Origin of the sequence: Kitasatospora sp. NPDC085895 (genome assembly GCF_040702125.1) — a bacterium.
GTDB lineage: Bacteria > Actinomycetota > Actinomycetes > Streptomycetales > Streptomycetaceae > Kitasatospora > Kitasatospora arboriphila.
Map to the genome: position 1 here is coordinate 18,402 of NZ_JBFBJY010000087.1, position 14,382 is coordinate 32,783.

Here is a 14,382-nt window from a genome sequence, read left to right on the forward strand (position 1 = left end):
GGAAGACGTCCGGGAGCCGGGGAAGCGTGCGAGGCCGGGGCACGGGTCGCTGTGTCTGGCAGCAGCGCCGGCCGGTGTCGACTACTTAACCAGCCTCGACAGATGTCCACAAGATGTCGACTATATTTCGCAAAAAGACGACACTGATCGCGCAGTTTTGCGTGACCGCCCTGGCGGCCGTAGGGCCGCCGCACCCCGCCCGCCACCTGCCGAAAGACCCCTCACGGGGCCTCGGAAGCCCTTGCCGGGCCCGGTGGCACCGGGTTGCGCACCCATCCGCGCAAGCGGCCCGCAGGGCCCGCAAGCGACTGCAGGAAAACGCCGAAGCAGGGCGGGCCGAAGGGCGCCCGCCCTGCTTCGTTTGCGCAATCGTTACGGGTTGAGGGTGATCTTGAACGTGGACGTGGTGTTCTGGACGTCCTTGAAGTTGCCGCTCATGGTGAGGTTGTTGAAGACCGCCTCACCCACCGCCGGTCCTTGGCCCGCCTCGGGCATCTCGTTGGCCCAGACGCCGTAGCCGGACTTGGCGTCGAAGGCGTCGCCGCTCTTCTTGGCGCCGGTGATCGAGACGTTGGTGAAGACGGTGTCCTTCACCGGGTTCTCCGGCTGGCTGCCGGTGTACTTGGTCTGGAACATGATGCCGCTGTAGGTCGGGTCGACGATGTCGACGTCGCTCACGCGGATGCCCTGGAAGACCTTGGAGGCCGAGAAGACCCAGATCGCCGGGAAGACCTGCTGGCCCCAGAAGTGGCCGCCGGACCGGACGATCGTCATGTTCTGCAGGTTCGTCGTGGGCGAGGCGCCGAAACCGTTCATCGGGTAGCCGAAGTCCAGCGACGAGATGGTCACGCCGGAGTAGCAGAGGGTGTCCGCGATGTAGACGTTGCGGAAGGTGTTGGCGTAGCCGCCGTACACCGCGATGCCCGCCGCGCGCCAGGTCAGGATGGTGGTGAGGTTCTCGAAGACGTTGTTCTTCTCGTCGGCGCCGCCGGCGTCGATGGCGGAGAACAGCGCGAAGGAGTCGTCACCGGTGGCCCGCGCCTCGTTGTTGGAGATGAGGTTGTCGGTGGAGCCGTTGGTCATGTTGATGCCGTCGGCGAAGGTGTCGCGGATCCGCGAGTTGGTGATCCGCATGCCGTCGGTGTTGGCACCCCAGTACATGCAGACCATGTGCTCGGTCCAGATGTCGTCGATCGTGATGTTCGCGACGTTGGAGAAGTCGAACACCTTGCCGGGGCCGTCGATCCGCGAGGTGTAGTTGCCGAAGTAGGCGAAGCCCGAGAAGGTCGAGCCGTTCGCGGTGGCCTCGGCGCGGAAGCCGACGTCGGTGTTGCTCTGCGAGGCGGGCGCGTAGAACCGGGTGAACCAGGGGCCGGCGCCGACGACCTTGACCGCCTTGCCGTAGACCTGGAACTTGTTCGCGGTCTGGTAGTCGCCCGCGGGCAGGTAGACGCCGACGTAGGTGCCGGTGGTGTCCATCCGGACCTTGTCCAGGGCGTTCTGCACGTCCTGGTGGGTGAAGCCGGCCGGGACGACGTACTTCGCCGGGTCCGGGTTGGAGATCTGGGTGGCCTGCTCCAGGCTCACGAAGTCGATCGCGTACCGGCTGGTGTTGGCCGGGTCCTTCTGCAGCTTGATCTTGTGACCGGCCGGCACGGTGGTGCCGAGCAGCAGGTTGGCCTCGTCGTAGACGTGCCGCTGCCCGCCGGAGCCGGGCGAGTTGCCGGGCGCGGTCTCGCTGCCGTACAGCCAGGCGTACTTGGACGTCAGGTCGATCGCCTTGAGGAAGGTGCCGTCGACGTAGACGTTCAGCGTGGCGTTGGTGCCGTCGCCGCTCGCGCTGTCCGGGATCGAGAAGCGGGTGACCAGCGTGTTGGTGGCCGCCTTGGTGGTGAACTCCACCGAGGAGCCGGTCGAGTCGAGCGTCACGGCCTTGCGGCCGGAGGCCTCGCCGGCCAGGTCGCCGATGGTGCGGTTCGGGCCGACCAGGGCCGCCCCGCCGCCCGGCACGCCGTCCTCGGCCTCGTAGGTGTCGAAGGGCATGTTGGCGCCGCGGCCGATGTACAGGCCCTGGCTGCTGGTGTTGTTGGCCTGCTTGACCGGCAGCTCGTTGGCGTCGGTGGCGATGACCGTCTTCACCGTGTACTTGCCGTTGACGGCCGTCCAGCTGCCCAGCGACACCGGGGAGGTGGTGGCGCCGGGGGCGATCGCGCCGCTGTAGGAGCCGGTCAGCGTCTTGACGGCGTTGCCCTGGGCGTCGAGCACGGTCAGGGTGACCCCGTGGGCGCCGGAGGCGGCCGCCGAGGTGCCCTGGTTCTTGATCGCCACGGTGAAGTTGACCGCGTTGCCGGCCGCAGGGTTGGACGGCGACCAGGAGACCGGCGCCGCCACCAGGTCGGAGCTGGCCACCTGGTTGACCACCAGGTCGCTCGCCGCCGTCCAGGTGTTGTTGGTCTCGTCCTGCTCGATGACGGCGTTGGACTCGTCGACCTTGGCGGTGAGCTGGTAGCTGCCCGCGTTCTGCGCCGGGACGCTCACGTCGACGGTGCCGGAGGCACCCGCGGCGAGCGCGCCGACCTGGGCGGTGCCGGCCTTGGTGGAGCCCAGGTACAGGTTGACCGAGGTGGCGGCGGAGGCGGCGTTGCCCTGGTTCTTCACCGTGGTGGCGAGGGTCAGGGCGTCGGTCTCGACCGGGCCGGCCGGGGAGACGGTGGTGCCGGTGACGGTCAGGTCCGGGTTGGGGGCGGGCACGCCGACCACCTGGAACTCGGCGACCTGGCCGGCGCTGGAGCCGGTGTTGCTGGTGATCTTCAGCTGGACGTCGGCGACCCGGGCGCTGACCGGGATGGTCACCGTGTTGCCGGAGGCCGGGTCGAAGCCGTACGGCTTGGCGGCGACGAGCGTGGTGAAGGTCGAGCTGCTCTGCTCGCGGCCCAGTACCTCGACGGTCTGGGTGCGGGCGCCCCAGGCCGGGGCCGGGTTGAGCTTGAGCACCACCTGCTGGGTGTCGGCGTTCGAACCCAGCGCCACGGTCAGGGTGTTGGGGTAGCTGCCGCCCGCGCCCTCCCAGTAGCTGGTGACGTCGTTGTCGTTGGCGTTGGTCGCCACGAAGGAGTAGACGGAGGAGTTGGCCGTGATCGGCTTGCCCGCCGCCAGGTTGGTGCCGCTGCCGCCGGTCTGGCCGGTGCGGATCACCGTGTTGCTGGCCGCGGACTGGTTGCCCGCCGCGTCCTTGGCCTTGACGTAGTAGGAGACGGTCGCGGTGTCCGGCTGGCTGTCGGTGTAGGTCAGCACCGAGCCGCCGACGCTGGCCTTCAGCGAGCCGTTGGCGTACACGTCGTAGCCGCTGACGCCCACGTTGTCGGAGGAGGCCGTCCAGGTCAGCTTGATCTGGCCGGAGCCGGGCTGGGTGTAGGTGAGACCGCCGGGCGCGCTGGGCGCCTGGGTGTCGCCGCTCTGGCCGGTGCGGGTGACGGTGTTGCTGGCCGCGGACTGGTTGCCCGCCGCGTCCTTCGCCTTGACGTAGTACCAGACGGTCGCGCTGTCCGGGCGGTTGTCGGTGTAGGTCAGCACGTTCCCGGCCACGCTGGTCAGCAACTCGCCGTTGGCGTAGACGTCGTAGCCGGTGACGCCCACGTTGTCGGCGGCCGCGTTCCAGGTCAGCTTGATCTGGCCGGAGCCGGGCTGGGTGTACGCCAGGCTGCCGGGCGCGCCGGGCGCCTGGGTGTCGCCGCTGCTCGGGCCGTACACCTCGAACTCGGAGAGCTGGGCGGCCGGCCAGGCGCTGTTGGCGGTGAACGAGAGGCGCACGTACCGGGTGGTGGTCGTGCTCAGGTTGATCGTCGCGCTGTTCCCGGTGGCCGGGTTGAAGGTGTACGCGGCGGAGGCGACCAGGTCGGTGAAGTTGCTGCCGTCGGTGGAGCCCTGGACCTTCAGCGTCTCGCTGCGGGTCTCCCAGCCGGAGGGCAGCCGCAGCACCAGCTTGTTGACCGGCACGGCGGAGCCGAGGTCGGCCTGGTACCACTGCGGGAAGGCGTTGTTCGCGCTCTCCCAGTAGGTGCCGGTGTTGCCGTCGGCCGCATTGTTCGCCGTGTAGGCGCCGTTGGCGCTGCTGGCGGTGGCCGAGCGGACGAGGTTGCCGGAGGCGCTGGTCGAGCCGTACACCTCCAGCTCGGAGATCTGGGCGGCCGACCAGCCGGTGTTCGCGGTGACGCTCACCCGCACGAAACGGGTGGTGGTGGAGGCGAAGTTCAGCCGGACGGTGTTGCCGACGCCCGGGTCGAAGGACCGGGCGGCGGAGCCGAGGACGGTGGAGAAGTTCGAGCCGTCGGTGGAACCCAGCAGGGTCAGCGTCTCGTCCCGGGATCCCCAGCCCGCCGGCAGCTTCAGCACCACCTGGTCGATCGCGGTGGGGCTGCCCAGGTCGACCTGGACCCACTGCGGCAGCGCGTTGTTGGCCGACTCCCAGTAGGTGTCCTGGCTGCCGTCGTTGACGTTGCCGACCACCTGGACACCGGTGGAACTGCTGGCGGTCACGGTCTTGCCGGCCGCGAGGTTCGGACCGCCGGCGGCGTGGGCCGGTACGACCGGCCCGATCACCATCAGCAGCAGTCCGGTCGCGACCGTCGCGGCGCCGAGCCGCGGCAGTGTGCGGTTGGATCTCATTGCGTCCCTCTGTCTCGGATGTCATGGCGTGCGCGGCGTGGCGGCCCCCGGCTCCGCCGCGCGAGCACCCCTCGGGGTGCGCCGGGGCATGCCCCGGATCGGGCCGCCGGGTGTGCGGCGGCCCGAGGTCTGTGGTGGGTCCGTCCTCCCCGCGGCGGTGCGCGGGCGCCGGTGTTCCGGCCGGACGGGCGCTACTGGGCGAAGACCTGCAGCGCGGAGAGCTGCCCGGCCGGCCAGCCGGTGTTGCCGGTGAACTGCAGCCGGAGGTACCGGGTCTGCACGGCGGCGGGCAGGGTGAGCACGGCGGTGTTGCCGGTGGCCGGGTCGAAGCGGTACCCGGCGGCGCCGGCCGGGGTGGTGAAGGCGGCGCCGTCGGTGGAGCCGAGCACGGCGACCGTCCGGGTGCGGGCGGCCCACGCCGGGGCGGGCGGCACCGCGAGGACCGGGCGACGGACGGGGTGGACCGTCTGCAGGTCGACCTGGAGCCACTGCGGGAAGGCGCTGTTGGCGCTCTCCCAGTACGAGTTCGGGTCGCCGTCGACGGCGTTGCCGCTGCCGTAGACCTGGGTGTGGCTGCTCTCGGCGGTCGGCCGGTGCAGGGCGAGGTCCCCGGCGGGCGGCGGCGGAGTGGTGTCGCCGGTGGTGGGCGGGGTGGGCCGGACGGGGGTCAGGGCGAGCTGCCCCTTGAGCATCCGGCCGCCGTCGGCGGTGAGCCTCAGGTAGTGGTCGGAGGAGCAGGCGGTGCCGTCCTCGTCGAGGGCGAGCAGGCCGGAGTCGGCGGGCAGCACCGCCGCGCTCTCCGCCGTCTTGGCGATCTGGTTGCCCTCGTTGAACTCGTCGAACATGGAGACGTACAGGCCCTGCGCGCCGAGCCGGACGGTGTTGTAGAACTGCCGCCACATGAAGTCGCCGTGCGCGCGCTGGCGTTCGGAGACTTCGCCGGGCAGCACGCAGGGCTGGTAGTCGATGCCGCGGGCGTTGCAGTCGGCCTGGTCGCCCTGCTGCACGTCCGCGAGGAACCGATCGGCCTCCGCGGCGCTGCGCACCTTCGCGGTCACGGCGTCCCGGGTGGCGCCCTCGCCGCCGTTGGGGTCGAACCGCTGGAGGGCGGCGGTGTCGCAGCCGTACTCGCGCATCCAGCGGAAGTGCGTGTCGACGGTCTGCTGGTCGTAGGAGGAGAACAGCACGGCGGGGGTGCCGTCGCCGAGCGGACCGTAGGCCGTGCCGTGGCCGGCGGTGTACTCGCGCATGTCCGGCCAGGCCCGCAGGGCGTTGTTGCCGGGGGACGGCGCGTGCGACCAGTCCTGGGACCAGTGCCACCAGCCGTTGATCGGGGCGCCGTCCCCGGGGCAGGCGAAGCAGCCCTGGTAGCCGACGGTGATCCTGCCGACGACGTCCCCGGGCGGGCTGCCGGCCGCGCGGGCGGACGCGGGCGGCAGCAGGCCGGCCGTCGAGGCGGCGGCTGCCGTCAGGAGGAGCGAGCGGCGCGGGATTCCCATGGGGTCCTGCCTTCGTGGGGGGAAGTTGCAGAAGGAATCACGAATCTGACGTTAATATGTTCGAGTTTTGCGCGATGGCAGCCAAGAGTTACAGAGGTGCTACAAGCATGTCAACGGATCGCACCGCATGCGGGCACACGAAAAAGGGCGGGCACCGAAGTGCCCGCCCTTGGTCCGACGGCCCGTCAGGGGGTGGGTTGCGGGGATTCCTCCCGGGTCGTCAACCCCGGTCGCGCATCGGGGCGGTGGACCCGCGGACCACCAGCTCCGGCTCGAAGAGCAGCTCGTCGTGGGTCACCTTCACCCCGGCGATCTCACCCACCAGCAGCTCGACGGCCGCCCGCCCCATCGCCTCGATGGGCTGGCGCACCGTGGTCAGCGGCGGGTCGGTGCACATCATGAACGAGGAGTCGTCGTACCCGATCACCGACACGTCGCCGGGCACCGACAGGCCCGCCCGGCGCACCGCGCGGACGGCGCCGAGCGCCAGCGGGTCGCTCGCGCAGACCACGCCGGTGACGCCCTGGCGCAGCAGCCGGGTGGTCGCCGCCTGGCCGCCCTCCAGGCTGAACAGGGCCTGCTCCACGTGCTCGTCCGGCAGGTCGACACCGGCCCTGGCCAGCGCCGCGCGGGCCGCGCCGAGCTTGCGCTGCGAGGGCACGTGGTCGGCCGGACCCAGCACCAGGCCGATCTTGCGGTGGCCCAACTGGTGCAGGTGGCCGACCGCCTGCTCGACGGCGACCGCGTCGTCGCAGGACACCCGGGGGAAGTCCAGGTCCTCGATGGCGGCGTTGAGCAGCACCGTCGGCAGGCTGCGCTCGGCGAGCCGGTCGTAGTGCTCGTGCGGGGCGTCGCCCTGGGCGTACAGACCGCCGAAGAACACGATGCCGGACACCTGCTGCTCCAGCAGCAGGTCCACGTAGTCCGCCTCGGAGACGCCGCCCGCGGTCTGGGTGCAGAGCACCGGCGTGAAGCCCTGGCCGGCCAGCGCACCACTGACGACCTCGGCGAACGCGGGGAAGATCGGGTTCTGCAGCTCCGGCAGGACCAGGCCGACCAGCCGGGCCCGCTCGCCGCGCAGCTGGGTGGGGCGCTCGTAGCCGAGCACGTCGAGCGCGGTGAGCACCGCGGCCCGGGTCGCCTCGGAGACGCCGGGCTTCTCGTTCAGCACCCGGCTGACGGTCGCCTCGCTCACCCCGACCTTCTTCGCCACTTCGGCAAGTCGTCGTGTCATGGCTGCGAGTGTACGGCAAAAAACGCAAACGGCTTGCGTGAATTTGCAGAGCTTGTCGCGCTCGCTTTCCGCATGCGAATGACTACCATGCGCGACGGCACGTCATCCGGCGCCGCCCTCGTCCCCCTTCGGATCCCTCGCGGGGCCCTCCCCCGCGGGCTCCCGTCCCCGCAGAACCGGAGTACCCCCCGTGCGCCTCCAGCTGCTCACCGTCCTCGCCGCCGCTCCCCTGCTCCTGCTGCCCGCCGCGGCCCCGGCCGGCGCCGCCCCGGCCGCCCGCTACGCGGCGCTCGGCGACTCCTACGCCGCCGGGGTGGGCGCGGGGGCCTACGACCCGGTGAGCGCCGGCTGCCGCCGCTCCACCCGTTCCTACCCGGAGCTCTGGCGGGCCGCGAACGGGCCGGCCGACTTCCTCTTCGCCGCCTGCAACGGCGCCGCCACCGCCGACGTGGAGCGCGACCAGGTCCCGCGGGTGCCCGCCGACACCACCCTCGTCACCCTCACCGTGGGCGGCAACGACCTGGGCTTCGGCGACGCCGTCGTCGCCTGCCTGCAGCCGCTCACCACCGACGCGCACTGCGACGCCGCCCTGGACGAGTCCGAGCGCCGGCTGCGCGAGGAGCTCCCGGGCCGCCTCGACACGCTGTACCGCGCCCTGGACGCCAAGGCCCCCTCGGCCCGCGTGGTCGTCACCGGATACCCCCGTCTGCTCGGCACCGCCGCGACCTGCCTGATCGGCACCGAGGCCCGCCGGGCCCGCTTCAACGCCCTCACCGACGCGCTGGACGACCTGATCGAGCGTCAGTCCGCCAAGCAGGGCTTCCGCTTCGCCGACGTCCGGGCCGGCTTCGACGGACACGGAGCGTGCCGGGGCGGCCCGGACGAGTGGATCCACCCGATCACCCTGCCGCTCTGGGAGTCGTACCACCCGAAGGCCGCCGGGCAGTCCGGCGGCTACCTGCCGAGCGTGTCGGACGCCGCGCTCGGATAGGCTTCCCACTCCGGCCTGGGAAGGCATCAATGCCCGTAGGCTGGGCAGGTAGGGACCGTGGAACGGGGCGTTCCACGCGAGGTTCGACAGGCCGGCAGCCGGCCACCGGTCCACGGGCCGGGAGGGGGGCGGCACCGGTCGACGGAGGGAGACGCTGGGTGATCGAGCTGGAGGACGTTCCCGAGTTGATCGACCCGGTGATGATCTGCGCCTTCGAGGGCTGGAACGACGCCGGCGACGCCGCCTCGGCCGCCGTCGGACACCTGGACGAGACCTGGGGCGGCAAGGTGTTCGCGGCGCTCGACGCCGAGGACTACTACGACTTCCAGGTCAACCGCCCCACCATCTGGCTGGACGGCGGCGTGCGCCGGATCACCTGGCCGACCACCCGCCTCTCGGTGGTCCGGGTGAACGAGCCGAAGACCCGGGACCTCGTGCTGGTCCGCGGCATCGAGCCCAGCATGCGCTGGCGCTCCTACTGCAACGAGCTGCTCGGCTTCGCCCACGAGCTGGGCGTCGAGCTGGTGGTCATCCTCGGCGCCCTGCTCGGGGACACCCCGCACAGCCGCCCCGTCCCGGTCAGCGGCGTCACCTCGGACGCGGCGCTCGCCCGCACGCTCGACCTGGAGGAGAGCAAGTACGAGGGGCCGACCGGCATCGTCGGCGTCCTGCAGGAGGCCTGCGCGCACGCCGGGGTGCCGGCCGTGACGCTCTGGGCCGCGGTGCCGCACTACGTGGCGCAGCCGCCCAACCCCAAGGCCACCCTGGCGCTGATCAACAAGCTGGAGGACCTGCTCGACCTGCGGATCCCGCCGGGCGAACTGGCCGAGGACTCCCGTGCCTGGCAGCTCGGGGTGGACCAGCTGGCCGCCGAGGACAGCGAGGTCGCCGAGTACGTGCAGCAGCTGGAGGAGGCCCAGGACACCGCCGAACTGCCGGAGGCGTCCGGCGACGCCATCGCCCGCGAGTTCGAGCGGTACCTGCGGCGGCGCGAGAACCTCGGCCCCACCGGCGAGAAGCCCGTCGCCGGCCACGCCACCGAGTCCAAGCCCGACAAGGACGAGGACGACAAGGCCGACGACGACCCCGACGACAAGCCCGGCACCGACGAATAAGGGCAACCACCAGGGGCGCGGGGAACTGCGCGACTCGGAAGGATCCGTCGATCACCTTCCGCAGCGCGCGGGGCCCCGCGCCCTGTGGTTGACCCGTCAGTGCTCGCGCGGCCTCAGAGCGCCACGCCCAGGAGCGCGTCCACCGCGCGGGAGACCAGCCCCGGCGCCCCGATGTCCTCGCCGCCGTCGGCGGCCTGCGCGGCGGCCCAGCGGTCCACCGCCTCCAGCGCACCCGGCGCGTCCAGGTCCTCCGCGAGGGCGGCCCGCATCTCGGCGAGCATCCCCTCCGCCGGGGGCCCGTCCGGCCGGGAGACGGCGGCGCGCCAGAGGGCGAGCCGCTTCTCGGCCTGGGCGAGGTCCTGCTCGGTCCACTCCCAGTCGCTGCGGTAGTGGTGGGCGAGCAGGGCGAGCCTGATCGCCGCCGGGTCGACGCCCTCGCGCCGCAGCTTGGAGACGAACACCAGGTTGCCGCGGGACTTGGACATCTTGTGCCCGTCCAGCGCGACCATGCCGGCGTGCACGTACGCCCGGGCGTAGGGGTGCTCGCCGCTGGCGACCTGCGCGTGGGCGGCGCCCATCTCGTGGTGCGGGAAGGAGAGGTCGCTGCCGCCGCCCTGGATGTCGAAGGACATGCCGAGGTACTTCAGGGCGATGGCGACGCACTCGATGTGCCAGCCGGGCCGGCCGTGGCCGAGCTCGGTGTCCCAGGCGGGTTCGCCGGGGCGGGCGGAGAGCCAGAGCAGGGCGTCCAGCGGGTGCTTCTTGCCGGGGCGCTGGGGGTCGCCGCCGCGTTCGGCGAAGACCGGCAGCATGGCGTCCCGGTCGAGGCCGGAGACCTCGCCGAAGCGCGGGTCGGCGTCGACGGAGAAGTAGATGTCGCCGTCGAGTTCGTAGGCGGCGCCGGTGGCGAGCAGCTGCTTGACGAGCGGGACGATCCACGGGATCGACTCGACGGCGCCGACGTAGTGGGCGGGCGGGAGCATCCGCAGGGCGGTCATGTCCTCGCGGAAGAGGGCGGTCTCGCGGGCGGCGAGCTCCGTCCAGTCCTGGCCGGTGGCGACGGCGCGCTCGAGCAGCGGGTCGTCGACGTCGGTGACGTTCTGGACGTAGAGGACGTCGTGGCCGGCGTCCTTCCAGACCCGCTGCACCAGGTCGAAGGTGTTGTAGGTGGCGGCGTGGCCCAGGTGGGTGGCGTCGTACGGGGTGATGCCGCAGACGTACAGGCGGGCGGTCGGGCCCTCGGGCACGATCTCGCGGACACTGCTCGTGGCGGTGTCGAAGACACGAAGGGGAAGCCCCTGACCAGGCAGGGCGGGAACCTCGGAGGCGGGCCAGGCATGCATGGTTCCGACTCTAACCGGGCGATCATTTGAAAGGCTAACCAGTGTTCGGGATCGGCCGGAATCCTCCCCCTCCGCCTGCCGTGCCTCAGAGCGGCGGCCAGGGGATCGAGGGCCAGTGCGGGGAGGGCAGCGGGTGGCGTCCGGCCTTGAGCAGGGCGTCGATCCGGTGGGCCGCGGCCTCCAGCTCGGCCGGGGTCAGGTGCGGTCGCAGCCGCTCCCCCAGGGCTCCGGGCAGGTCTGCGGCGAGCCGGCCGAGCACCTCGACGGCCTCCGCGGTGAGCGGCTGTTCGGCCCAGCCCCAGAGCAGGGTGCGGAGCTTGTTCTCGGTGTTGAAGGTCACGCCGTGGTCGATGCCGTAGATCCGCCCGTCGGCGGCGGGTATCCAGTGGCCGCCCTTGCGGTCGGCGTTGTTGATCACGGCGTCGAGGACGGCGAGCCGGCGCAGCCGTTCGTCGTCGCGGTGGACGAGCAGGGCGGTGCGGCCGCCCTCGACCTCGGCGCGGACGATCGGCAGCCAGCCCTCGTCCGGTCCGGCCGGGTCCTGGAGGTCGAGCAGTTCGGGTGCCCCGGGGTCGGGTTCGACCCAGAGCTGCACCATGCCGGGGCCGGCGGGGCCGTCCCGCAGCACGGTGGGCGGGACGAGCGCCCAGCCGGTGGCGGCGGAGAGCTCGTACGCGGCGGTCTCGCGGCCGGCGAGGGTGCCGTCCGGGAAGTCCCAGAGCGGCCGTTCGCCGGCCACCGGCTTGTAGACGCAGGGGGCGGTGGTGCCGTCCAGGGTCACCGTGCAGTACAGCACCGCGTTGGAGGCGTCGGTGAGACGGCCGTGCACGGCGAGTTCGCCGGCGCCGAGCAGCGCCAGGGCGGCGGGCGCGTCGGCCGCGAGTGCCGCGCTGGTGGCCGGGTCGGCGCCCGGGAGGGCGTCCGCGCTCAGCGCCGGTATCCGTTCGCGCGCGGGCACAGGTGGCCCTCCGGGTCGAGGGGCAGGTTGCAGAACGGGCAGGGCCTGCGGCCCGCCGCGACCAGGTCGAGGGCGCGCTTGGCGAAGACCCGGGCCATCGCTCCGGTGAGCCTGACCCGCAGCATGTCGGGGCCGTTCTCGTCGTCCTCGTAGAGGGCGTTCTCGTCCTCCTCGGCGTCCTCCACCAGGGCCTGTGCCTCGACGACGAGCCGTTCGTCGACGCTGTCCCAGGCGAGCGCCATGGTGCCGACCCGGAACTCCTGTTCCAGCGGCAGGTCGAGCGGCGCACTGTCGAGCAGTTCGGTGGGGGCGACGGCGGGGATCGCGGACGAGCCGCCGCTGCGCCGCAGCGCCTCGTCGAGGACCTCCTCGACGCGTTCGGCGAGCGCGGCCACCTGGGCCTTCTCGAGCAGCACGCTGGTGATCCGGCCCCGGGCGCTGGCCTGCAGGTAGAACGCACGGGATCCGGGCTGGCCGACGGTGCCGGCCACGAACCGCTCTGGCTGGTCGTAGAAGAAGACCTGACGGGGCACTCTCTCGCTCCGGATCGGGATCGGACGGGGGCTCATCGGCCACCCTACGACGTGCGCCGCACGGACGCGGCGACCGGTTGGCTCAGCTCGTCCCGCCGACCACGGCGTCGCCGCCGGGCACCTGGGCGGGCTGCTGCTTCGGGGCGAGTGCGGCGAGGCCGCCGGTGTCGCCGAGGCGCAACAGGAAGGGGCGGTGCGGGGTGTAGCGGATCGCGGTGACCGAGCAGGGCTCGACGGAGATCCGCTGGAACTGGTCGAGGTGCAGGCCGAGCGCGTCGGCGACCACGGCCTTGATCACGTCGCCGTGGGTGCAGGCGAGCCAGAGGGCGTCCTCGCCGTGCTCGGCGGCGACCTTCGCGTCCCACTCGCGGACGGCGTCGACGGTGCGGTGGCTGAGGTCGCGCAGCGACTCCCCGCCGGGGAAGACGGCGGCGGAGGCGTGGTCCTGCACGGTGCGCCAGAGCGGCTCCTTGGCGAGCTCGTGCAGCGGGCGGCCCGTCCAGTCGCCGTACTTGCACTCGCCGAGTCGCTCGTCGACGGCGGCGGCGAGTTCGGGGCGGGCGGCGAGCAGCGGGGCGACGGTCTGCCGGCAGCGCTCCAGCGGGCTGGTGACGGCGTGCGCCAGCGGCAGCCCGGAGAGCCGGCCGACCAGGCCGGCGGCCTGCTCGCGGCCGGTGTCGTCGAGTTCCACGCCGGGCGTCCAGCCGGCCAGGACGCCGGCGGTGTTGGCGGTCGATCGGCCGTGGCGGACGAGCAGCAGCGTGGGCATGCGGACTAGCCTACGGCCTGGGGTACCGGGTGGGGCACGGGTGCCCATCGGGTGTGCGTTCAAGGGATGTGATGACCGTTCGGGCCCCGGCACGGGAGAATGTCCGCATGATCGTCGATTGCGCCACGTACCGGGACGGCCGCCGGGTGGAGGGCCCCGCGGACTTCTCGGACGCGCTGGACGCCGTACGGGCGGCCGGTGACGGCTTCCTCTGGATCGGGCTGCACGAGCCGACGCCGGAGGAACTGGACCTGGTCTCCTCCGAGTTCTCGCTGCACCCGCTCGCGGTGGAGGACGCCCTGACGGCCGCGCACCAGCGCCCCAAGATGGAGGTCTACCCGGACGCGCTGCTCACCGTGGTCAAGACCCTGGGCTACCGGGAGTCGGACCGGACGGTGGAGACCGGCGAGGTGCTCGTGTTCGTCGGCGACTGCTTCGCGATCACCGTGCGGCACGGGAAGGCCAGCCCGCTGGGCGCGATGCGCAAGGAGCTGGAGGACCGGCAGGACCTGCTGCGGCTGGGCCCGGCGGCGGTGCTGTACGCGGTCTGCGACCTGGTGGTGGACAGCTACCTCGACCTCTCCGCGACACTGCTGTCCGACCTGGACGAGCTGGAGGCGGACGTGTTCGCCCCGGGGCGGACGCGCGGCGCCGCCGAGCGGATCTACGCCTTCAAGCGGCAGGTGGTGGCCTTCCGGCGGGCGAGCGCACCGCTGCTGGAGCCGGCCACCCGGCTGGTGCGCGGCGGCGTGCCGTTCGTCCCGGACGCCCTGCAGCCCTACCTGCGGGACGTGCTCGACCACCTGACCCGGACCACCGAGCAGGTCGAGGCGCTGGACCGGCTGCTCTCGGACATCCTGAACGCCAACCTGGCCCAGGTCAGCGTGCAGCAGAACGACGACATGCGGAAGATCTCGGCCTGGGCCGCGCTGGCGGCGGTGCCGACGATGATCGCGGGCATCTACGGGATGAACTTCCGGTACATGCCCGAGCTGCACCAGCCCTGGGGCTACCCGGCGGCGCTGGCCCTGATGGCCCTGGTCTGCCTGGTGCTGCACCGCCTGTTCAAGCGGGCCGGCTGGCTCTGACCTTCCGAGGGCACTCGGAAGGTCACCATCGGGGGCGCGTGTGGCACCTCCCGGCCTTTGGCCATCAGGTGCCCACGCGCCCCCGAACCGACCGCCTAGATGCAATACCGGTGACTTTGGTGGGCATTGGTCGTTGGACGGGGTGTGCCAAGGCCCGGTCAGGTGAAGTCGTCGGTGGGTGAGCGGT

At 72.1% G+C, this 14,382-nt stretch carries 10 protein-coding genes; 3 read left to right on the top strand and 7 right to left on the bottom strand.

Translation table 11 applies throughout. The features are described 5' to 3' along the window. Positions 1 to 372: 372 nt before the first annotated feature. The 3 genes from AB0442_RS35040 to AB0442_RS35050 form a co-directional block, all read right to left on the bottom strand. Positions 373 to 4,665 carry a discoidin domain-containing protein gene (locus AB0442_RS35040; protein WP_366167614.1) on the bottom strand — a complete coding sequence of 1,431 codons (4,293 nt, stop codon included), beginning with the start codon at positions 4,663 to 4,665 and terminating at the stop codon, positions 373 to 375. Positions 4,666 to 4,856: 191 nt separating this feature from the next. Beyond that, positions 4,857 to 6,164: a discoidin domain-containing protein gene (locus AB0442_RS35045; protein WP_366167615.1), complete on the bottom strand. Its 1,308-nt coding sequence runs from the start codon at positions 6,162 to 6,164 to the stop codon at positions 4,857 to 4,859. 220 nt (positions 6,165 to 6,384) lie between these two features. Continuing rightward, complete coding sequence (locus AB0442_RS35050) at positions 6,385 to 7,398, bottom strand: LacI family DNA-binding transcriptional regulator (protein ID WP_344621574.1); 1,014 nt, start codon at positions 7,396 to 7,398, stop codon at positions 6,385 to 6,387. Positions 7,399 to 7,588: 190 nt separating this feature from the next. Between AB0442_RS35050 and AB0442_RS35055 the strand changes: the two genes are divergently transcribed. Next, entirely contained in the window at positions 7,589 to 8,389 is an 801-nt protein-coding gene (locus tag AB0442_RS35055; protein ID WP_366167616.1) for an SGNH/GDSL hydrolase family protein, read from the top strand. Positions 8,390 to 8,547: 158 nt separating this feature from the next. Further along, positions 8,548 to 9,504 (top strand): PAC2 family protein, encoded by a 957-nt coding sequence (locus AB0442_RS35060; RefSeq protein WP_344621572.1) that lies wholly within the window; start codon positions 8,548 to 8,550, stop codon positions 9,502 to 9,504. Positions 9,505 to 9,617: 113 nt separating this feature from the next. Here the strand turns inward: AB0442_RS35060 and mshC are convergent, their stop codons facing one another. From mshC to AB0442_RS35080, 4 genes are all read right to left on the bottom strand, one after another. Beyond that, the gene (mshC, locus tag AB0442_RS35065) at positions 9,618 to 10,847 is read right to left on the bottom strand and encodes a cysteine--1-D-myo-inosityl 2-amino-2-deoxy-alpha-D-glucopyranoside ligase (RefSeq protein WP_366167617.1); all 1,230 of its coding nucleotides are present in this window, start codon (positions 10,845 to 10,847) and stop codon (positions 9,618 to 9,620) included. Between the two features lie 85 nt (positions 10,848 to 10,932). Then, positions 10,933 to 11,706 (bottom strand): SCO1664 family protein, encoded by a 774-nt coding sequence (locus AB0442_RS35070; RefSeq protein ID WP_366167620.1) that lies wholly within the window; start codon positions 11,704 to 11,706, stop codon positions 10,933 to 10,935. A gap of 68 nt (positions 11,707 to 11,774) precedes the next feature. Continuing rightward, entirely contained in the window at positions 11,775 to 12,338 is a 564-nt protein-coding gene (locus AB0442_RS35075; RefSeq protein WP_344621570.1) for a DUF3090 domain-containing protein, read from the bottom strand. A gap of 82 nt (positions 12,339 to 12,420) precedes the next feature. Next, positions 12,421 to 13,107, bottom strand: a complete 687-nt coding sequence (locus tag AB0442_RS35080) for a histidine phosphatase family protein (RefSeq protein ID WP_366167618.1) — start codon at positions 13,105 to 13,107, stop codon at positions 12,421 to 12,423. A 107-nt stretch (positions 13,108 to 13,214) separates the two neighbouring features. Here AB0442_RS35080 and AB0442_RS35085 point away from each other — a divergent pair, with 107 nt between their 5' ends. Then, entirely contained in the window at positions 13,215 to 14,195 is a 981-nt protein-coding gene (locus AB0442_RS35085) for a magnesium and cobalt transport protein CorA (RefSeq protein WP_366167619.1), read from the top strand. Positions 14,196 to 14,382 lie beyond the last annotated feature (187 nt).